Origin of the sequence: Streptomyces sp. NPDC048434 (genome assembly GCF_043200375.1) — a bacterium.
Taxonomy (GTDB): Bacteria; Actinomycetota; Actinomycetes; order Streptomycetales; family Streptomycetaceae; genus Streptomyces.
This window is the reverse complement of sequence record NZ_JBICXQ010000010.1, coordinates 209629-227996: the sequence shown is the minus strand read 5'-3', so window position 1 is coordinate 227996 and position 18368 is coordinate 209629. Positions and strand designations below refer to the sequence as shown.

Below are 18368 nucleotides of genomic sequence, written 5' to 3'. Positions count from 1 at the left end.
CGCCGACGTAGCTCCATGACCAGTTGTTCACGGCTTTCCTCCGGTGGCCAGCGCCTCGGGGCCCTGCTTCTCGACGGGCAGTTTGCGGGAGAACCAGCCCTCACCCTTGGGGACCGCCCGGCCGATCGAGGCCTTGGCGCGGCGCTCCAGCACCCGCATGATCCGGGTCATCACGAACGCGACCGCGAAGTACAGGACGAGGATGATTCCGTAGATCTGGGCGCTCTCGCCCGTCGACAGCCTGGCCAGCTTGGCCTGGAAGGTGAGTTCGCCGATGGACAGCAGCGACGCCAGCGCGGTGCCCTTGAGCAGCTCGATCAGCAGGTTGTTGAAGGGCGGCATCATCTCGGGCACGGCTTGCGGGAGTATCACCTTCCGCAGCCGCTGCCAGGGCGTGAAGCTCAGCGCGATGGCCGCCTCACGCTGGGCGGGTGCCACCGCCTGGACGGCGCCACGGACGATCTCGGAGCCGTACGCGCCGTACGACAGGCCCAGCGCCAGGGTGCCCGCCCAGATACCGACCAGCTGCCAGCCCAGCAGCGGCAGCGCGAAGAACAGCCAGAACATCAGCACCAGGGCCGAGGTGCCGCGGAAGAACTCCACATAGACACCGGACAGGAAGCGGATGATCCAGAACCGTGAGGTGCGCGCCAGGCCGATACCGAAGGCGACGGTGGCGGCCAGGGCGGCGCTGTAGATCATCAACTGGACGGTGATCCACAGCCCTTTGAAGAAGAGTTCCCACAGAGCGCCGGTCACTTTTTACAGAGCTCCTTCGCCGTGAGGTCGGTCATGAACTCCTCGGTGAAGCCGTACGGCTTGGCGATACGCAGGAGTTCGCCGCTCTTCTTCATCTTCTGCAGCTCGTGGTTGAAGGCGTCCCGCAGCTTGGTCTCGCCGATCCGGAAGCCGTAGCCGCCGCCGTCGCGCTGGGGTTTCCCGTCGACCTCCGGCGTGAACGGCTCGGTCATCTCCACCTTGGGGTGCTTACCGGTCTTCAGCGCCTCGATCATGGTCAGCGCCGTACCGGCGAAGGCGTCGATACGGCCCGCTTCCAGGGCCTCCATGCCGGCGATCTGGTCACCGTAGGTCTGGATCGTGTCCTTCTTGACGCCGTTGCCGACCGCGTAGTCGATCTCGGCATAGCCGATGCCGGAGCCCATCCGGTAGTGGCCCTTGGCGACGTCCGCATAGGAGTGGATTTTCTTCGGGTTTCCCTTGAGTACGAGAAAGGCGTCCTTGTTCTCGTAATCCGGGTCGGAGAAGAGGACGGCCGCACAGCGGGCCTTGTTGATGAACATGCCCGCGACGATCACGTCGTACTGGAAGGAATGCAGTCCCGGCACCAGTGCACCGAATTCGACCGGTACCGGCTCGAAGTTCTTGATGCCCAGCCGCCGGAAGATCGTCTTGGCGACGGCGGGGGCCTCGCCGGTCAGCTCGCCCTTGCTGTTGATGGAGGCGTAGGGCGGTTCGCTGGCGATTCCCATGCGGACGGTGCCCTTTTTCCGCAGGTCGTCGAGGAGATGCCCGCCGCCTGTCGCGCCGGAGACATCGACCTGGGAGCAGCCCGTGGCCGTGCCCACCGCACCCGCTGCGCCGAGCGCCGCTACCCCCGCGAGCAGCGAGCGGCGGCGAATGCCGCTTGCCAATTTTCTCTTGATCATTTTGGTGTTCTCCTGTGGTGGAGCCATGGGCGCGCGACTACCCGAACGCCTGGCACATATGCCGATCGTTTCCGGCCCTTGATGCAACCGCCTCGGACTTGTTCCGTACGCCGGTATTGCCCACCTACGATCGGGGCATGACCGATCGCTTCATCGAAGTCTCCCTGGACAAGCGCGGCGTGAGCTGCACGGCCAAGTTGCTCGACGACCGCGCGCCGATCACCTGCAACGCCGTATGGGACGCGCTCCCGCTAGGCGGCGACGTCTATCACGCCAAATACGCCCGCAACGAGATCTACGCCCTGCTTGCGCCGTTCGCTCCCGAGGAGCCGCCGCTGGAGAATCCGACGATCACCCCGATCCCCGGCGATCTGTGTTACTTCACCTTCACCGACACCCAACTGGGGACGAAGTCCTACGGTTACGAGACCCAGGCCCAGCACCAGGGCCGCACCACCGTCGTGGATCTCGCGCTGTTCTACGAGCGCAACAATCTACTGATCAACGGTGACGCGGGCTGGGTGCCGGGCATCGTGTGGGGCAGTGTCGTCGACGGCCTGGACCGGATGGCCGAGGCCTGTCAGGACCTGTGGCGGGCCGGAGCCCTGGGGGAGACCCTCAACTTCCGGCGGGCCTAGGGCACGCCCTGGGCCGTCCGCGCCGGCCCGTCGCCCGCCCCACGGGCCGGCGACGGGCCGACGCGGTCACCCCTTGGCGGCCGCAGGCGCGGGGATCTCCGCGGTCCCCGCCTCGTAGAGGGCGTGCGCGGCGCGCAGTACCAGCGCGTCCGCGTGCCGCGCACCGACCAGCTGTACGCCGATCGGCATCCCGTCACCGTCCACCCCGCAGGGCAGCGTCGCGGCCGGCTGCTGGGTGAGGTTGAACGGGTAGGTGAACGGCGTCCAGCCCGTCCAGCGGGTGTGGCCGGACCCGGACGGGACCTCGACGCCCGCCTCGAACGCGGTGATCGGCTCGGTCGGGGTCACCAACAGGTCATAGGCGCTGTGGAAGCGGCCCATGGCCTGACCGAGCGCCATTCGCGTATCGACCGCGGTCAGATAGTCCAGCGCGCTGTACCGGGCGCCCTGCTCGCAGACCTCCTGGAGCCCCGGGTCGAGCAGCGCCCGCTCCGCGTCGTCCAGATGCTGCACCACCCGGGCCGCCCCGCTGAACCACAGCGTGTGGAAGGCCTCCACCGGGTCCGCGATGCCCGGGTCGATCTCCTCGACGGACGCGCCGAGCCCGGCGAGCGTGTCGACGGCCCTCCGGACCGCGGCGGCGATCTCCGGGGCCACCGGCACATCCCAGCCGAGTGACGGGCTGTAGGCCACCCGCAGCCCGGAGACCGGACCCGCCAGCGCCTCCCGGAACGAGCCGGCGGCCGGACCGAGCTGGGACCAGTCCCGCCAGTCCGCGCCGCCGATCACCTCCATCATCAACGCCGCGTCCGCCGCGTCCCGGGTCATCGGCCCGACATGCGCCAGCGTCCCGAACGGGCTCGCCGGATACAGCGGCACCCGCCCGTAGGTCGCCTTGAGGGCGAAGATCCCGCAGAACGACGCCGGGATACGGACCGAGCCGCCGCCGTCCGTGCCCAGGCTCAGCGGCCCGGCGCCCAGCGCCACCGCCGCCGCACTGCCACCGCTGGAGCCGCCCGCGGTGCGCCCCGGGTCGTACGGATTGCCCGTCACCCCGTGCCGTGGACTGTCGGTGACGCCCTTCCAGCCGAATTCCGGCGTGGTGGTCTTGCCGACGAACACCGCCCCCGACTCCCGCAGCCGGGCGACCGACGGTGCGTCCTCCTCCCACGGGCCCTCGGCCCGCACCGTCCGCGAACCGCGCAGCGTCGGGACGCCCCGGGTGAGGATCAGATCCTTGACGGTGACGGGCACCCCGTCCACCGGCCCGGCCGGTTCCCCGGCCCGCCAGCGCTCCGCCGACTCCTTGGCACCCGACAGCGCCTCGTCCGCGTCGATCCGGGTGAAGCAGTTCGTCGCGGCCTGTGCGGCTTCGGCGCGTTCCAGCACGGCCCGGGTCGCCTCGACGGGGGAGAATTCGCCGGCCGCGTACCCGGCCGTGAGCCGGGTGGCGGTGAGGTCGGCGAGGTGGGTCGGTTCGGTGGTCATGCGTCCTCCGAGCGTTGGCCGCCCCGGGCGGGACGGCGGCGGGGTTGCCGCTGCCGTGGACGGCAGCCGGCGCCGTCACTGCACCGGTACGTACCCGAGCCGCTTGTCGACGAGGTTGTGCAGCGGCTTGCCGGCCGACCACTGGTCGAAGTTGTCCTGGAACTGCTCGGCGAGGGCGTCCCGCCAGCCCAGGGTGTCGCCGCTCATGTGGGGCGAGACGATCAGATGCGGGACGTCCCACAGCGGGCTGTCCGCGGCGACCGGCTCCTGCTCGAAGACGTCCAGTGCCGCCGCCGCGATCCGCCACTCGCGCAGCGCCGCGATCAGCGCGTCCTCGACGACCAGCTGCCCGCGCCCGACGTTGATGAACCGGGCCCGCGGCGGCATCCGGGAGAACGCGGCCTTGTCGAACAGGCCGCGGGTGGCGTCGGTCAGGGGCGCCGCGCAGACCACCCAATCCGCCTGGGCCAACAGGCCGTTCAGCGCGTCACTCGCGTGCACGAGGCCGAATTGCGGGTCGCCCGAGCGCTCCCGGCGGCCGACCAGATCGACCTTGACACCCAGTGCCAGGAGGGTGGTGCCGATGGCCCGGCCGATCGGTCCGGAGCCCACCACGACGGCCCGGCTGCCGGCCAGCCGCAGGGTCTCGCGGTGCTGCCAGCGCCGCTGCCGCTGCAGCTCCCAACTTCCGTAGAAGTCCTTGGCCATGGCGATCACCAGCCCGGCCACATACTCTGCGATCGGTTGCTCGAAGACGCCCCGGGCGTTGGTCACCAAGGTGTCGTCGGCGATCAGCGCCGGGCACAGCAGCTGATCCACACCCGCGCTCGCGGTGTGCACCCAGCGAGGCCTGGGGCCCTTCTCCGGCCAGGCTCTGCGGATCGCATCGGAGGTGAAATCCCAGGCCAACAGCACATCGGCGGTGGGGAGTCGGTCAGCGAGCGAGTCCTCATCGGTGAAGATCACCCGTGCCCGGCCGGTGAGCCGGTCGAGCTTCGGCGGCGGGTCGGAACCGAGGACGAGGACGGTGCTTTTGGACATAGCCAGAAACCGTTCTGAAACATGAGTCCCTTTCCATGGAAAGGGGCGCCGGCAGATGCCTGAGATGCGAGGATTGACCACGCTAAGAAGTCGTATCTACCGTGTCAACAACGGCACTGTCCCGACGTCCCGGCTTGATCCGGCTGCACCTCATCCCCGGCCACTGGCCTGGCCATTTCAGCCCTTCGTTTCTTCTAGGGGCCTTCATGGACGTCTCTTTTCTGGGTGGCCCACAGCCGCAGCTCGGCGTGGGTGTCGTCGCTCCCTTCGACTTCGCTCTCGACAGGGAGCTGTGGCGGTGGGTCCCCGACGACGTGTCCCTCCACCTCACCCGCACCCCTTTTGTGCCCGTCGAGGTCAGCCTCGATCTGGCCCGTCTGGTCAGCGAGCACGAAACGCTGCATGCCGCCGTCCAGGCGCTGTGTGCGGTATCACCGCAGGTCATCTCCTATGCCTGCACGTCCGGCAGCTTTGTCGCCGGGGTGGCTGGCGAACGGGCCATGTGCGCCGCCATGGCCCAGGCGGGGGAGGTTCCCTCCCTCACGACATCGGGCGCACTGATCGAAGCGCTGCGCGAGATCGGCGCACGGCGCATCGCCGTGGTCACGCCCTACACGAAATCGGTCACCGACTCCCTGGAGGACTACCTGGGTGAAGCAGGCATCACGGTCACCGGTCGCGCCTACCTCGGGCTGACCCGGCACATCTGGAAGGTGCCCTACCGCGACGTCGTCGACATGGCCCGCGCGGCCGTGGTCGGCTCCGCCGATGCCCTCTTCATCAGCTGCACGAATCTGCCGACCTACGACGTCATCCCGCAGTTGGAGGCCGAGCTGCGGATGCCGGTGCTGTCCGCCAACCAGGTCACGATGTGGGCCGCACTGCGCGCCATCGGTGTCCAGGCGGTGGGCCCGTACCAGGCGCTGCTCGACCCGGTGGCGCGCCGCGGCCCGGCCGCGATGACCGGATCGGAACCGGAAGAACCGGGAGCAGGGCTGCCGGAGGCGACCCCCGAGGCCGCCTTCGCCGCATCCCCCGCGCCCTTGGACGGGGAGGCCCTCGACGGCCTGGAACCCCCGCCCTATCCGCCCGAGGACACCGGAGGTCTGCCCCCGGTGTGAGGCCGGTTCTCCCCGGCCCCCGCCCCGGATGCTGCCGGCGTCACCCCACGCGCCGGCAGCGCCCCTTCCGCACCGCACCACCCGTGAACGCACCCGCACCCACGAACACCCCTGCACCCGCAGTCGTACACGCAAGGGAGACCTGCATGGCATCGGTCGGCTTCCTCTACCCCGGCTACTCCGCGGAGGACGACTACCCCCGGCTCGAAACACTCCTGGGCGGCGCGGTCCGCCTGCCGCTCGTGCACACCGACATCGGCGAGGACGCCCACCGGGTCGACGCGCTGCTGGAGATGGGCTCCGCCGCGCGGCTGGCGGCCGGCGTCGACGATCTCAAGGCGCGCGGCGCCGAGGCGGTCGTCTGGGCCTGCACGAGCGCCAGCTTCGTGTTCGGCTGGGAGGGCGCCCACGAACAGGTCCGGGAGCTGTCCGTCACGGCCGGCCTGCCCGCCTCCAGTACGTCCTTCGCCTTCGCGCATGCCGTGCAGGCACTCGGCGCCCAGCGGGTGGCGATCGCCGCCACCTACCCCGACGAGGTGGCCGAGCGCTTCCACGCCTTCTTGAAGTCCGCCGGTACGGAGGTCGTCTCGACCCGCGGGAGCGGCATCATCACCGCCGCCGAGGTCGGCACCTGGGGCCGCGAGGAGGTGCTGGCGCTCGCCCGGGCCGGCGACCATCCCGACGCCGAGGTGGTGCTGCTGCCCGACACCGCACTGCACACCGCCGAACATCTGCCGGCCCTCGAAGCGGAGCTGCGCAAGCCGGTGCTCACCGCCAATCAGGTGACGGCATGGGAAGGGCTGCGGCTGCTCGACCGCACGATTGCCTGCCCGGTACTCGGCACCCTCTTCTCGCGGACGGCGCACGCCTAGGGCGTGTCTCGCGGACGGCGCACGACCGGGCCCACCGGTGCCGGTCGGGGAACTGACCCGGGAATAAGTGGAGAACCACTCCGGTTGTCCTCCCCGCAGACCACCGACGCGAGGAGGACCCGCACCGTGAGCGGCGAGAACGACACCACCCGGGGCAGCGACGAAACGATCCGCGAGAGCGGCGAAGGGATACGGGGCGCGGCCCTGGGCAGCGCCCCGGTCCCCCTGTCGGTGCTCGACCTGGTGACCGTCGGCGCCGGCCACACCGCTTCCGGTGCGGTCCGCACGGCCGTCGACATCGCCCGTACGGCCGAACGCCGTGGCTTCCATCGCTACTGGGTCGCCGAGCACCACTCCATGCCGGGCGTCGCCTCCTCCTCGCCCGCGGTGCTGCTCGCCCACCTCGCCGCCCACACCGAGCGCATCCGCCTCGGTTCCGGCGGCGTCATGCTCCCCAACCACGCCCCGCTGGTGATCGCCGAGCAGTTCGGCACCCTGGAGGCGATGGCCCCCGGCCGTATCGATCTGGGCCTGGGCCGCGCGCCGGGCACGGACGGCGCCACCGCCGCCGCGCTGCGCCGCACCGAGCGGCTGCACGAGGGTGCGGACGAATTCCCCCAGCAACTGGCCGAGTTGACCCGCTTTCTCGACGACTCCTTCCCCGACGGCCACCCCTACGCCAAGATCCACGCGGTCCCCGGCCCGGTCCAGGCCACCTCGCCCGGCGGCGTCCAGTCCGCCCACCGGCCGCCCCTGTGGCTGCTGGGCTCCTCCGGCTTCAGCGCCCGGCTCGCCGGCTCCCTCGGTCTGCCGTTCGCCTTCGCGCACCACTTCTCCGCGGCCAACACCGTTCCCGCGCTGGACCTCTACCGCGCGTCCTTCCGCCCCTCCGAGGCCTTGTCCGAGCCGTACGCCCTGATCGGGGTCGCTGCGCTGGCCGCCGAGGACGAGCGGGAGGCCCGCCGCCAGGTGATGACCGGCGCACTCTCCATGGTCCGGCTGCGCACCGGCCGCCCCGGCCTGGTCCCCAGCCCCGAGGAGGCCGAGGCCTACCGCTTCGACGAGTTGGAGCGGGGCTTCGTCGACAGCTGGCTCGGCAACGTCATCCACGGCACCCCGGACGCCGTCCGCCAGGGCCTGGACGACCTCGCCAAGCGCACCGGCGCCGACGAGCTGATGATCACCGCCAACGCCCACGGCGGCCCGGCCCGGCTGCGCTCGTACGAGCTGATCGCGGACGCGTACGGGTTGCCGAGGCCGTAGGTGTGCTGACCGGGCGGCGCCCTCAGGTACCCGTGTGCCGTCCCGCGTCCAGCAGCGCCTCGACCCGGTCGGGGGCGACGGGACGGGAGTAGAGCCAGCCCTGGCCGGTGTCGCAGCCGATCCGGCGGAGCCGTTCGGCCTGCTCGGCGCTCTCCACGCACTCGGCGGTGACCGTGAGGCCGAGCCGGTGCGCCAGCGCCACCAGCGCCTCCACGATCATCTCGTCCGCCGGGTTCGGATGCTCCTGCGAGCGGAAGCCGCGGACGAAGGAACCGTCCAGCTTCAGTACGGACACCGGGAGGCGGCTGAGGTAGGCGAGGTTGGAGTAGCCGGTGCCGAAGTCGTCGATGGCGATCCGTACGCCCATGTCGCTGAGTGCCTGCAGGGCCTGCAGCGGCCGGCCTGCCGAGCCCATGACGGCCGACTCGGTCAGCTCCAGCTGCAGCAGCCGCGGCGGCAGCCCGGTCTCCGCGAGAATCCCGGCGACGTCCGCGACCAGGTCGGAGTCCCACACCTGACGTACGGCCACATTGACGCTGACGAACAGCGGCTGGCCGGGGTGCGCCAGCTGCCAGGCCCGTGCCTGGTGGCAGGCCCGCTCCAGGACCCAGCGGCCCAGCTCGACGATGGCGCCGTTCTCCTCCGCCAGGGCGATGAACCGATTCGGCGACAGCGTCCCGAACTGCGGATGCCGCCAGCGCACCAGCGCCTCCACGCCCTGCGCCCGGCCGTCACCCAGTCCGACCAGCGGCTGGTACTCCAGGGTGAATTCCCCGCGGTCGACGGCCGGCCGCAGGGTGCTGGAGAGCGCCTGCCGGGTCATCCGGTGGGCGTTGCGCTCCGGGTCGAAGAGCGTCCAGCGAGCCTTGCCGTCCTCCTTCGCCCAGTACAGCGTGGTGTCCGCGGCCTGCATCAGGCCGGTCGCGGTGGTGCCGGTGGCGGTCCGCTCCACGACGCCGATGCTCGCCGACACCGACAGCCGCTGCCCGGCGAGGTCGAACGGGCGCTGCAGCGCGTCCAGGACGCACTGGGCCAGCTCGGCCAGCTGGTCGGTGCCGGTGGAGTCCTCCACCAAAAGAGCGAATTCATCACCGCCCAGTCGCGCGACGAGATGCCCTGCGCGGCCCGGTCCGCGGTCCGCCGCGCTCTCCGCGCAGCGCGTCAGCCGCTGCGCGACCGCGCTCAGCAGCCGGTCGCCGATGCGGTGCCCGAGGGTGTCGTTGACGGCCTTGAAGCCGTCCAGGTCGAGGTAGCACAGCCCGATCCGGCCGGTGCCGGACGGTTCGAAGGAGGCGGTCTCCAGCGCGGCGGAGAGCCGCTCGAAGAACAGTGCCCGGTTGGGCAGCCGGGTCACCGGATCGTGCATCTGCAGATGCCGCAGCCGGGCCAGCAGATCGTGCCGGTCGCTGATGTCCGCCACCGACAGCAGCATCCGCTCCTCCCCGCTGAGCGGCTCCGGGGTGAGCGGCTCGACGGTCACCTCCACCCAGATGGAGTGCCCTTCGGGGTGTTTGAGGCGGCGGGTGCAGTGCAGCCGGTCGCTGCGGCCGCACAGCACCTCGCGGTAGGCGGTCCACACCCGCGGGTCGGCGCCGAGGTCGGTGAGGTCCGCCGCGGTGGCGGCGACCAGCTCGGCCGGGTCGGCGCCGACCAGTTCGCCGAAGGCGGGGTTGGCGGCGAGGACCAGGCCGTCGCGGTTGAGGACGGCCATCGCCAGTCGCGCGGCGTAGAAGGTGGCGCGGTAGTCGCCGAGCGAGGCCGCGGTGTCGTCGCAGCGGCCGGTGGGGGTGTGCCGGGCGTCGGCAGATTCTTTGGTCTTACCGTTACGCTCCGTCACTGAGGGAAGCGTCGCTCCGGGCGTGCGGCCCGGACTGTCGGGGTGTCCGCTCACTGCTCGCTCCCGCATGGCGCTTGTCTCGTGATGAAGGGTGGATCTCGCGCTGGAAAGTGTGGCGATCATAGAGGCTGGCGCATCAGCCGAGCCAGCGACGCAGCCGTGATCGTCCGCTCGCATGACGGAACTTCAGCCATTTCTGCCCGGCTCTGTTCGTACCGAATGCCCCATTGGCTGTTTGTGACTTTCCGTTACGGGGCGGCGAAGACGCGCCGATCACTCTTCCGGGTCTGCAAAACAGGACGAATAGCATTAAATCGCCACAGGGTAGGTGAGGTCTCCGCATCCGTCCCTGGAGGTATATGTGCCGCGCGCCCGGACACCCGACGGGGTGGATCGTCGCCGTCTGCGGCGCGTCGCGGCCGTCGCCACCTCCCTGAGTGCGCTCATCGCGACGTCCATCGTCGCCGGGCCCGCCACCGCCTCCGAGGCCACCCTCCCCTGTGCCCTGGGGCGCACCGACGCGCACCACTCGGAGGGCGTCGACAGCTGGAACGGCGACTATCCACGCCCGGACCGTCCGCTCAACGCCGTCATGATCTTCCTGTCCTTCCCGGAAGCCCGGCCGTCCGCCACCCCGCAGGAGCTCTCCCGCGCCTACTTCCCCGCCACCTCCGGCTTCTTCGACCGCGCCTCGTACGGAAAGTTCCGGCTGCGTCCGGACGTCCACCGCGGCTGGGTCCGGATGCCGCGCCCGTCCGTCTCCTACGGAATACAGCGCGACTGGGACGCCGGCCGGCGCTCCGCCTATCTGCACGACGCGGTCGCCGCCGCCGACCCTTCCGTGGACTTCGGCCGCTACGACGTGGTCTATTTCGTCGCCGACCCGGATGCCCCCGGCGTCGACTCGGATGCCACCAAGGTCGTCAACCTGGAGCAGCCGATGCACGCCGACGACCGCGATCTGCGCCGGTTCGTCACCGTCTTCGAGCAGAGCCCGCCGGACCGCAATGTCCTTGCACACGAGACCGGGCACGTCTTCGACCTGCCGGACCTCTATCACCGGCCGGCGGGCGGCAAGGGCGACTGGGACACCTACGTGGGGGACTGGGACCTCATGGGCAGCCAGTTCGGGCTGGCGCCCGACCCCTTCGCCTGGCACAAGTGGAAGCTCGGCTGGATCGCCGACAACCAGGTTGACTGCGTCGATCTGACCAACCCCGCCCTCCACTCGCTGCGCACGCTGTCCGCCCCCAAGGAGCCCCGGGCCCAGCGCCGGCCGCGGCTCCTGGTGGTCCGTACGGGGCCCGACAGCGCACTGGCCATCGAGGCACGCGGTGCCATGGGCAACGACCGCTCCCTGTGCACCGAAGGCGTCCTGGTCTACCGCGTGCACAGCCAGACCCCTTCCGGGTCGGGGCCCGTGCAGGTCCTCGACGGGCACCCGGGCAGCTCGGCCTGCTGGGGCGCCTCCGTCTACCCGCCGCTCGCGGACGCGCCGCTGGGCGTGGGGGAGAGCATGGACGATGCCCAGGACGGCGTGCGCATCCAGGTCGCGGGCCGGACGACCGACGGGGACTGGGCGGTCAAGGTCGGACGCGGCTGACGCCGGGCGGCGGCCCAAGGAGAGGCGTACGACCGGCAAGGAGCGCGAAGGGGCCGGCATACGACGAAGGCCCCCACCGGAGTGGAGGCCTTCGACTGTCTGTGCGCCGCCAGGGACTCGAACCCCGGACCCGCTGATTAAGAGTCAGCTGCTCTAACCAACTGAGCTAGCGGCGCCTGCTGACGGGGAAAACATTAGCATCCTGGTCGGGGAGGACAAAAATCGGTTTGTCTCAGCCCGGGATCAGCGCCGAATCGGGGTGCTGAGCTGCGGTTTCCCGCTCGGGTCCGGCCATGGAGCGGGCGGCGCGCACACAGGCCCACAGCAGCACGTCCGGACCGGGCAGCCAGGGGTTGCGGACGTCCGGCGCCACCAGCCAGCGGGAGGCGGACGGGCCGGCCGGGTCCTCGGCGGCCAGGAAAGGGGCGGAGTCCGCGCCACTGGCGGCTCCGTGGCGGGGGTGCAGCGGGGGGACGGTCACCGCATCGCCGCTGCCGTGGCACAGCAGCGGGGGAACCGCGGCGGCCCACTCCTCCCAGACGAGCAGTGATGGCAGTCGCTGGGCCGTGCCCGGGGCGGCGAACAGCAGGATCCGTCCGCGGTGCGCCGCCACCGGCCCCGAGCCGGGACCGTCGGACCATAAACGGTCGACCATGCGCCGCCCGAAGAGCGCCGGGGCGTTGATCACGTCGAAAGCGGTGCCGCACGGCAGCACGCTCGGGACGGCCGGCCGAGTGGCCCACAGGGTGTGCAGCTCGTCCGGGTGGGGGCTGGCGGAGGCGAGCCAGTCGGCGCCCGCGAGGGTGACATACGCCGCGGTGGGAAAGGCCAGGGTGCGGGGGGTCTCAGGCAGCCAGTCGCTCATGGAGGACAGGTCTACCGACCCGGTGCGTACGGGCTGAGCTGATTGCCGGAAAACGGGACGGGCCGGTGCGGGAGCCGGTATCTTGCGCTCCTTGCATATGCCAGCGGCCCATGGTCATGGACCATGAGCCGTAGTGGGGCGCGTAGTGCGGAAGTGACTCCTGGGGCGGTCGGCGGGATCGGGGCGCTCAGTCCATGTCGCCCGGCAGTGCGCTGCTGCTGCGCATCAGGCTGCGGCCGAAATCGATCATCTTTTGCGCATAGTCCTCGGTCCACTCGGCCTGCTCCGCGAGCACGGCCAGCGGCATCCGGTCGAACCGGCTGGGGTCGGCGAGCTGGGCCGCGGCCAGCGCCTGGAACTCCGTGGCGCGGTCGGCCGCGGCGCGGAAGGCGAGGGCCAGTTCCGTGGCGCGGCCGAGCAGCTCGCGCGGGTCCTCCATCGACTCCAGGTCGAAGAAGTGCTCGGGGTCGGCGACGGCCTCGGGCGGCTCGAAGAGCAGCTGCGCGGGCTTCATCCGCCGTGGTCCCGGCGCCGTACCACGCGGGTCGGGAGCCGGTCGCGGCTCGGACATGTACCTACCTCCAGATCGTGTGCCGCATTCCATTGTCCCGCCCCGCGCAAGGGGGCCGTGTGTGGTGCCGTCCGCCGCCTCCCCTTTCGGCCGGGGCCGAGTCCTCGTCGCAGGGGCGGAGCCCGGGCGCCCCATGGCTCCTCCCCCTAAGGGCGCCACACCACCCGGTGTTCGGCCAGGTGGGCGAGGACGGCGTGGTTGGCCTCCCAGCCGTCCGGGAACTTGACCGTGACGCCGAGGCGGACCGGCTCGGTCGAGGGGTGCTCGTCCAGCAGGTCGGCGACGCCCGCCCGGCAGACCACGATGCAGGCGTGCCGGTGGCGGGAGGCGAGCACACACAGCCGGCCGGTCTCCAGATGGAACGCGGTGGCGTCGGGGCGGCCGGAGAGCGGGTGCAGGACGACCGTGACATCGAACTCGCGGCCCTGGAGACGGTTGGCGGTGTCCACCGCGACCCCGCTCACCCCCAGCTCGGCGAGCGCGGCACGGATGGCCGCCGCCTGGTCGCGATGGGCCGTGCCGACCGCGATCCGGGCCGCCGTGAGCGGCGCGGGGACGGCGGGCCCCCCGTCCGCATCCCGCTGGGCCTCGCTGGTCGCGGCGCCGCCGCGGTCCAGGAGCCGGCGCACGACCCGAGCCACCGCGCGGACCGCCTCCGGGTCCGTACGCGGCGTACGGCGGGCGGGGAGTTCCAGCAGGCCCCAGCCGGACTCCGCGGCCTCGTCCAGGACCCGGTCCACACCCGAGCCGTCACCCGGCACCCCGAACGCCAGCCGGCGGTCGCCGTGGCCGGTGCCGCTGCGGAACGGGGTGTACGGATAGAACGCGGCGGAGACGAGCGGCGCCGCCGAGGCGGGCAGCCGCCAGGAGACCGGCAGCCGGTGCTGCGGCAGATCGGGATTGTGGGCCAGCAGGGTCGACACCGCGCTCGCGGACGGGTCGTACGCCAGCCCCGCCCACTGCTCGGCGCCGACCACGCTGAACGGATCCAGCTGGCCCGGATCGCCGACGAACAGCGCCCGCTCGAAGAGCCCGGCGACGCTCAGCAGCGCATCGGAACGCATCTGGTAGGCCTCGTCCACGATGGCGTGCCGCCAGGGTTCGTCGACCTTGGTGTACGCCCATTTCGCGGCCGTCGAGACGACGACGTCCATCCCGGCCAGATCGGCGGCCTTCGCGGACGTACGGACCGCGGGCAGCTCGGCCAGCGCCGGGTCGAACGCGCCGGGCTCGCTGCTGTGCAGCCGGCCGACGGGCAGCTCCGGGTCCTTCTCGGCGAGCCGCAGCACGAGGTCGTCGACCTGGGCGTTGGTCTGCGCGATGACCATCAACGGGCGCCCGGCGGCGGCCAGTTCGCGCGCCGCCCGCACCACGAGGGTGGACTTGCCGGCACCGGGCGGGGAGTCCACGACCACACCGCGCCGGGAGCCGTGCAGCGTGTCGTGCAGGATCGCTTCGGTCGCCGCGGCGGCCGCGGCGGCCGGATCGAAGGTCCTGGCCGTGGGGGCGTGGGGATCCTGAGGGGCCGTCATGCGGCGGTGTTCTCCGGGGCGGTCGAGTGCCGGGCGCAGGTCACAGGAAGTCCTCCGTGGTCACGGGGTCGGGGGTGTCGTGCGGCGCGTCCGCGGGGCCGGGCGGGGGGCCGCCGTGGGTCCACGGGGTGTCCTCGGGGTCCGGGAGCTCCGGGCCGCCGCGCGGGGCGTGCTCGAACAGCGTCCAGCACACCGTCTCGTCCGGCTCCGGCACCGAACCGGGCTCGGGTGTCTTGCCGCGCCCCATCCCGCCCGTCAGCCGCACCACCAGCGCACCCGGCTCCTCGGCCACGGGCGCCACGTATTCGGCGGTCTGGGTCCTGCCCTCCGGCAAGGGGCGGTAGAGCTTGCCGCCCTCGGACAGCTGCGGGCGGTCGGCCGTGCGGAGCGTGACCAGCGGACGCGGCATCGGCCGCTTGCCCTCGGAGAAGGCCATCTCGACGGCGGTGACCGTGCCCTGGAACGCCTCGCCGGCCAGCCGGCGCCCCGCCATCACCAAGGGGTCGTCCAGGGCTTCCTGGGCGTCCAGTTGGGCCTGCGCGGTCTCCCGTGCGGACAGTTTCTGTGCGGCGGTGACCGCGTCGTCCTGCTTGGGCTGCGGGGGCTCCCCGGCGCGCACCCGGTCCCGGTGCGCCGTGAACGACCAGCGGTCACGCTTCCAGCGGTCGGGGACCCGGGTACCCGCGGGGAGCGACCGCAGCAGGTCGAGGCCGTGCCAGACGGCGTCCCAGGTCGGCCGCAACTGCCCCTCGACCAGGGCCCGGAGCGCGTCCTCGGCGCCCGGCAGCCCGGCGTCGTAGCGGGCCATCGCCGGGGCCAGCAGCCGGTTGTCGAACGCCGGGTCGGTGGCCGGGCCGGCCGGCGGGCACAGCAGCTGCCCGTCCGCGTCACGCGCCGACTCCGCGCGCTCGGCCGCCTCCCGGCCGGACATCCCCGGCGGCGGGTCGATCCAGGCGAGCAGCGCGCCCAGATGCTGGTCCTCCAGCACGCTCTGGCCGCTCGCCCAGTGGCGGGTCAGCAGACCCGTCATGGGCAGCAGCAGGCTCGCGCCCGGGACGCGCGCCCGCTCGCCGAAATGGGTCAGCCAGCGGCCCAGCAGCGGGACATGCGGCGGCGCGGGGTACGGGGTCTCCGGCTCCTGCTCGGCCGTCCGCCGGAACCGCATCGAGCGGCCCAGCAGCCGTACGAACTCGATACCGGCGGCACTCGGAACGATCAACTGGGGTGCGTCCGCGCACAGTTCGACCTGCACCGGGACCTTCTTGCCGGTCTCCGGGTCGGTCTCCTTGCGCTCCTCCCACTCGATGGCGTCCGCGAAGCCGTCCACATACGGCAGCACCGTCTCCGCCAGCTCGGCGAGGAACGCGAACCGCAGATCGCGGTCGCGCGGCTGCGGAACGGCCAGCAGCACCGGCTTCTCGCGGTCCGTGCCGACCAGCGCGCCCAGCGGGGCACCGGCCTCACCCGCGGTCGTCAGCGGGACGAGGACCAGCGGCCGTTCGGACAGATGGCGGTGCCGGACCGTGCACCGGGGTCGCGCCCGGCCCGCGGCGACCGCCTCCATCCGGGCCAGCGTCTCGATCAGCGACATCCCGGCTCCTCCGTCCGCGGTCCCGGCACGGCTGCGCCGGCCAGCGCCTCGGCGCGCAGCGCGGCGGCCCGGCGCAGCGCCGCCACGGCCGGGTCGTCCGGGTCCGCCGGGGACTCCCTCCCGGCCGCCGCCAGCACCTCCTCGATGGTGTGCAGCCCGCCCAACTCGCCCCGCACGCCGCGCCCCAGCACCTCCACCGCACCGTCCTGACGGGACCGCTGACGGCAGTGGAAGGCCAGCTCGCAGGCGGCCAGGCACTCGGGGGCGTAGGCCGCACCGACCGCCTCGACGGCCTCCGCCAGCTCCTCGGGCGCTCGGGTCGCCGTCTTCCCGTCGTCCGCGAGCCGGAGGTCGAAGGTGGTCCCCGCGGGGAGGGCGGCGGCGATCTCCTCGACCCGGGTGAGGCGGGTCAGCTGCCGCCGGGTCGTGGCCAGCTGCTTGCGGACGTCGACGGCGGCGGCCGTGGGGAGGTTGGAGAAGTCCTTCGGGCACACCAGCAGCACCCGGTCGCGGACTTGGACCGCGCGGCCGGTGCGCGCGCCGACGTGCCGGGCCACCGGCTCCAGGGCCAGGACGTACACCGCCGCCTGCCGCGCCGCGGCGCCCACCTTGGCGGCGTCCGCCGAACCGTCGATCATCGGGAAGGACTTGATCTCGACGACCGTCCAGCTGCCGTCCGGATGCACCACCACCGCATCCGGCTCCACATAGGCGGGCGAGCCGGCCACCTCGACGGCCAGCATCGGATGGTCGAGCAGCGCCCAGCCGCCGGCCGCGGTCGCCTCGCGCAGCGCCAGCGCCGTACGCGCCGTACGGCCCTCGGGGCCGGCCGCGGACAGATCCGGGGTGGCGATCTCCTCGGGCGCGGGCGGCGGGGTGCCGGGCGCCAGCCGCTCGTGCAGCAGCCGCAGCAACTCCGTGCCGCCGTCGGACTTCACCCGGGACTCGAAGGCATTGCCGCGGACGATCGCGAACTGGGACTGGCCGTACGCCGCGGGCGAGCCCAGCGCCTGGGCCAGCGCGCCCTTGTCGACGCCGGCCCCGTCCAGCAGCGCACGGCGCCGGCAGCCGGGGTTGGCGGCCAGCGCGGCGAGCGCGCGGGCGTCGAGGGAGCGGGGACGTACGCCGGGGCCGCGCAGCTCGGTGAGCCGATGCCGCAGGCTCGGCGTCGCCGTTGGCTGCTCCGCCACGGGGGCGGCCGACGCGGGTCGACTGTCGCGGAAAACGTTCACCCGCCGAAGTCTCGCATCCGGCACTGACATGCGGGGCGACCACCCACGGACCGGCCTCCGGCCGCGGCGGCTCCCGGCGCGCCCCCACGCCGTACGGCAGCACGCCGCGGGCGGCCCCGGACGGACGGCACCCTCGCCTGCCGGGAGGGCGACATCCCCGGTCAGCGGCGTGACGGCCTCCCGGCCGGGGACAAATCGACCCGATGCGCGATGATGGAAAGCCCGCGGTCAACGCCGCCCGCACCGAGCAACGACCAGCCGAGAAGTCGGCGAGAGGTACGACCATGGCAGCGCGCATTTTCCTGGCCAGACACGGGCAGACCGAGTGGTCCCTCTCCGGCAGGCACACCGGCCGTACGGACGTCCCGCTGCTGGACGAGGGCCGGCGCGGCGCCAAGCTGCTGGGCGAGCGGCTGCACCGCGCCCCCTGGGACGGCCTGCCGGGCGTCGAGGTGCGCACCAGCCCTCTGGTGCGTGCGAAGGAGACCTGTGAGCTGGCCGGTTTCGGCGACCGGGCGCAGCAGTGGGACGCGCTGATGGAGTTCGACTACGGCGCGTACGAGGGTCTGACGCCGGCCGAGATCAAGTCGGGGCGGCCGGACTGGCTCATCTGGCGCGACGGAGTGCCGGACGGCGAGACGCTCGCCGAGGTCGCCGCGCGCGCGGACGAGGTCATCGGCTGGGCGCGGTCGGCCGAACGCGAGGTGCTGGTCTTCGCGCACGGCCACATCCTGCGCGCCCTGGGCGCCCGCTGGCTGGGCCTGGACATCTCCTTCGGCGCCCGGATCCGGCTGGAGCCGACCTCCCTGTCGGTGCTCGGCTGGGCCTACGGCGAGCCGGCGATCGAGCGCTGGAACGACACCGGGCATCTTGGCTGAAGGCGCTCCGTCGGGGGCGGCCCGGGTGTTCCGCCGGCGGCTCGGCCGGGGGCTTCACCGGGTACGTAGGCAGCGGCTCCACCGGGCGCCTCGGCCGGGGGAGCTCCTTGGGTACGTCGGCGGGAGGGGCTCCACCGGGCATCTCGGCTGGGGGACGCCCGGTGGGCAC

General features: G+C 72.3%; 16 protein-coding genes and 1 tRNA gene. 6 read left to right on the top strand and 11 right to left on the bottom strand.

The features are described from left to right. Nucleotides 1–27 precede the first annotated feature (27 nt). Both ehuC and ehuB read right to left on the bottom strand, forming a co-directional pair. Nucleotides 28–759, bottom strand: coding sequence for an ectoine/hydroxyectoine ABC transporter permease subunit EhuC (ehuC, locus tag ACGFWI_RS14675; protein ID WP_393906324.1), 732 nt, complete (start codon nt 757–759; stop codon nt 28–30). Beyond that, the gene (gene ehuB / locus ACGFWI_RS14670) at nt 756–1694 is read right to left on the bottom strand and encodes an ectoine/hydroxyectoine ABC transporter substrate-binding protein EhuB (RefSeq protein ID WP_393906323.1); all 939 of its coding nucleotides are present in this window, start codon (nt 1692–1694) and stop codon (nt 756–758) included. Before ehuB ends, ehuC begins: the two co-directional genes overlap by 4 nt. Before the next feature lie 110 nt (nt 1695–1804). Here ehuB and ACGFWI_RS14665 point away from each other — a divergent pair, with 110 nt between their 5' ends. Continuing rightward, a complete protein-coding gene (locus ACGFWI_RS14665; protein WP_393906322.1) occupies nt 1805–2305 on the top strand; it encodes a DUF3830 family protein in 501 nt (166 codons plus the stop codon). A gap of 66 nt (nt 2306–2371) precedes the next feature. Here ACGFWI_RS14665 and ACGFWI_RS14660 read toward each other — a convergent pair whose 3' ends face one another. Together ACGFWI_RS14660 and ACGFWI_RS14655 are read right to left on the bottom strand one after the other, a co-directional pair. Further along, complete coding sequence (locus tag ACGFWI_RS14660; protein WP_393906321.1) at nt 2372–3793, bottom strand: amidase; 1422 nt, start codon at nt 3791–3793, stop codon at nt 2372–2374. A 75-nt stretch (nt 3794–3868) separates the two neighbouring features. Next, complete coding sequence (locus ACGFWI_RS14655) at nt 3869–4834, bottom strand: D-2-hydroxyacid dehydrogenase (protein ID WP_393906320.1); 966 nt, start codon at nt 4832–4834, stop codon at nt 3869–3871. Nucleotides 4835–5040: 206 nt separating this feature from the next. Between ACGFWI_RS14655 and ACGFWI_RS14650 the strand changes: the two genes are divergently transcribed. From ACGFWI_RS14650 to ACGFWI_RS14640, 3 genes are all read left to right on the top strand, one after another. After that, nucleotides 5041–5955 carry a decarboxylase gene (locus tag ACGFWI_RS14650; protein ID WP_393906319.1) on the top strand — a complete coding sequence of 305 codons (915 nt, stop codon included), beginning with the start codon at nt 5041–5043 and terminating at the stop codon, nt 5953–5955. Between the two features lie 146 nt (nt 5956–6101). Continuing rightward, nucleotides 6102–6827: a decarboxylase gene (locus tag ACGFWI_RS14645; protein ID WP_393906318.1), complete on the top strand. Its 726-nt coding sequence runs from the start codon at nt 6102–6104 to the stop codon at nt 6825–6827. A gap of 126 nt (nt 6828–6953) precedes the next feature. Beyond that, a complete protein-coding gene (locus tag ACGFWI_RS14640) occupies nt 6954–8090 on the top strand; it encodes an LLM class flavin-dependent oxidoreductase (RefSeq protein ID WP_393906317.1) in 1137 nt (378 codons plus the stop codon). Nucleotides 8091–8112: 22 nt separating this feature from the next. On the opposite strand, the gene ACGFWI_RS14635 is transcribed toward ACGFWI_RS14640, so the two are convergent. Continuing rightward, complete coding sequence (locus tag ACGFWI_RS14635) at nt 8113–9927, bottom strand: putative bifunctional diguanylate cyclase/phosphodiesterase (protein ID WP_393906316.1); 1815 nt, start codon at nt 9925–9927, stop codon at nt 8113–8115. A gap of 361 nt (nt 9928–10288) precedes the next feature. Between ACGFWI_RS14635 and ACGFWI_RS14630 the strand changes: the two genes are divergently transcribed. Further along, entirely contained in the window at nt 10289–11530 is a 1242-nt protein-coding gene (locus ACGFWI_RS14630) for a M6 family metalloprotease domain-containing protein (RefSeq protein WP_393906315.1), read from the top strand. Nucleotides 11531–11632: 102 nt separating this feature from the next. Here the strand turns inward: ACGFWI_RS14630 and ACGFWI_RS14625 are convergent. The 6 genes from ACGFWI_RS14625 to ACGFWI_RS14600 all read right to left on the bottom strand — a co-directional run bounded on the left by ACGFWI_RS14625 (nt 11633) and on the right by ACGFWI_RS14600 (nt 17321). Continuing rightward, a tRNA-Lys gene (locus ACGFWI_RS14625) sits at nt 11633–11706 on the bottom strand. A 56-nt stretch (nt 11707–11762) separates the two neighbouring features. Further along, nucleotides 11763–12395, bottom strand: coding sequence for a bifunctional DNA primase/polymerase (locus ACGFWI_RS14620; RefSeq protein ID WP_393906314.1), 633 nt, complete (start codon nt 12393–12395; stop codon nt 11763–11765). 187 nt (nt 12396–12582) lie between these two features. After that, nucleotides 12583–12966, bottom strand: a complete 384-nt coding sequence (locus tag ACGFWI_RS14615; protein WP_393906313.1) for a hypothetical protein — start codon at nt 12964–12966, stop codon at nt 12583–12585. 146 nt (nt 12967–13112) lie between these two features. Continuing rightward, entirely contained in the window at nt 13113–14498 is a 1386-nt protein-coding gene (locus ACGFWI_RS14610; RefSeq protein WP_393906312.1) for an AAA domain-containing protein, read from the bottom strand. Nucleotides 14499–14538: 40 nt separating this feature from the next. Next, nucleotides 14539–16089: a hypothetical protein gene (locus tag ACGFWI_RS14605; RefSeq protein WP_393906311.1), complete on the bottom strand. Its 1551-nt coding sequence runs from the start codon at nt 16087–16089 to the stop codon at nt 14539–14541. Next, a complete protein-coding gene (locus tag ACGFWI_RS14600; RefSeq protein ID WP_393906310.1) occupies nt 16080–17321 on the bottom strand; it encodes a hypothetical protein in 1242 nt (413 codons plus the stop codon). Before ACGFWI_RS14600 ends, ACGFWI_RS14605 begins: the two co-directional genes overlap by 10 nt. A 284-nt stretch (nt 17322–17605) precedes the next feature. Here ACGFWI_RS14600 and ACGFWI_RS14595 point away from each other — a divergent pair, with 284 nt between their 5' ends. Further along, nucleotides 17606–18199 (top strand): histidine phosphatase family protein, encoded by a 594-nt coding sequence (locus ACGFWI_RS14595; protein ID WP_393906309.1) that lies wholly within the window; start codon nt 17606–17608, stop codon nt 18197–18199. The last annotated feature ends 169 nt before the right edge of the window (nt 18200–18368 follow it).

What these genes read in the sequence shown, in the direction of transcription:
- ehuB (WP_393906323.1), bottom strand. Translation starts at nt 1,694, where the DNA reads ATGGCTCCACCACAGGAGAACACCAAAATGATCAAGAGAAAATTGGCA.
- ACGFWI_RS14665 (WP_393906322.1), top strand. Translation starts at nt 1,805, where the DNA reads ATGACCGATCGCTTCATCGAAGTCTCCCTGGACAAGCGCGGCGTGAGC.
- ACGFWI_RS14660 (WP_393906321.1), bottom strand. Translation starts at nt 3,793, where the DNA reads ATGACCACCGAACCGACCCACCTCGCCGACCTCACCGCCACCCGGCTC.
- ACGFWI_RS14655 (WP_393906320.1), bottom strand. Translation starts at nt 4,834, where the DNA reads ATGTCCAAAAGCACCGTCCTCGTCCTCGGTTCCGACCCGCCGCCGAAG.
- ACGFWI_RS14650 (WP_393906319.1), top strand. Translation starts at nt 5,041, where the DNA reads ATGGACGTCTCTTTTCTGGGTGGCCCACAGCCGCAGCTCGGCGTGGGT.
- ACGFWI_RS14645 (WP_393906318.1), top strand. Translation starts at nt 6,102, where the DNA reads ATGGCATCGGTCGGCTTCCTCTACCCCGGCTACTCCGCGGAGGACGAC.
- ACGFWI_RS14620 (WP_393906314.1), bottom strand. Translation starts at nt 12,395, where the DNA reads ATGAGCGACTGGCTGCCTGAGACCCCCCGCACCCTGGCCTTTCCCACC.
- ACGFWI_RS14615 (WP_393906313.1), bottom strand. Translation starts at nt 12,966, where the DNA reads ATGTCCGAGCCGCGACCGGCTCCCGACCCGCGTGGTACGGCGCCGGGA.
- ACGFWI_RS14610 (WP_393906312.1), bottom strand. Translation starts at nt 14,498, where the DNA reads ATGACGGCCCCTCAGGATCCCCACGCCCCCACGGCCAGGACCTTCGAT.
- ACGFWI_RS14605 (WP_393906311.1), bottom strand. Translation starts at nt 16,089, where the DNA reads ATGTCGCTGATCGAGACGCTGGCCCGGATGGAGGCGGTCGCCGCGGGC.
- ACGFWI_RS14595 (WP_393906309.1), top strand. Translation starts at nt 17,606, where the DNA reads ATGGCAGCGCGCATTTTCCTGGCCAGACACGGGCAGACCGAGTGGTCC.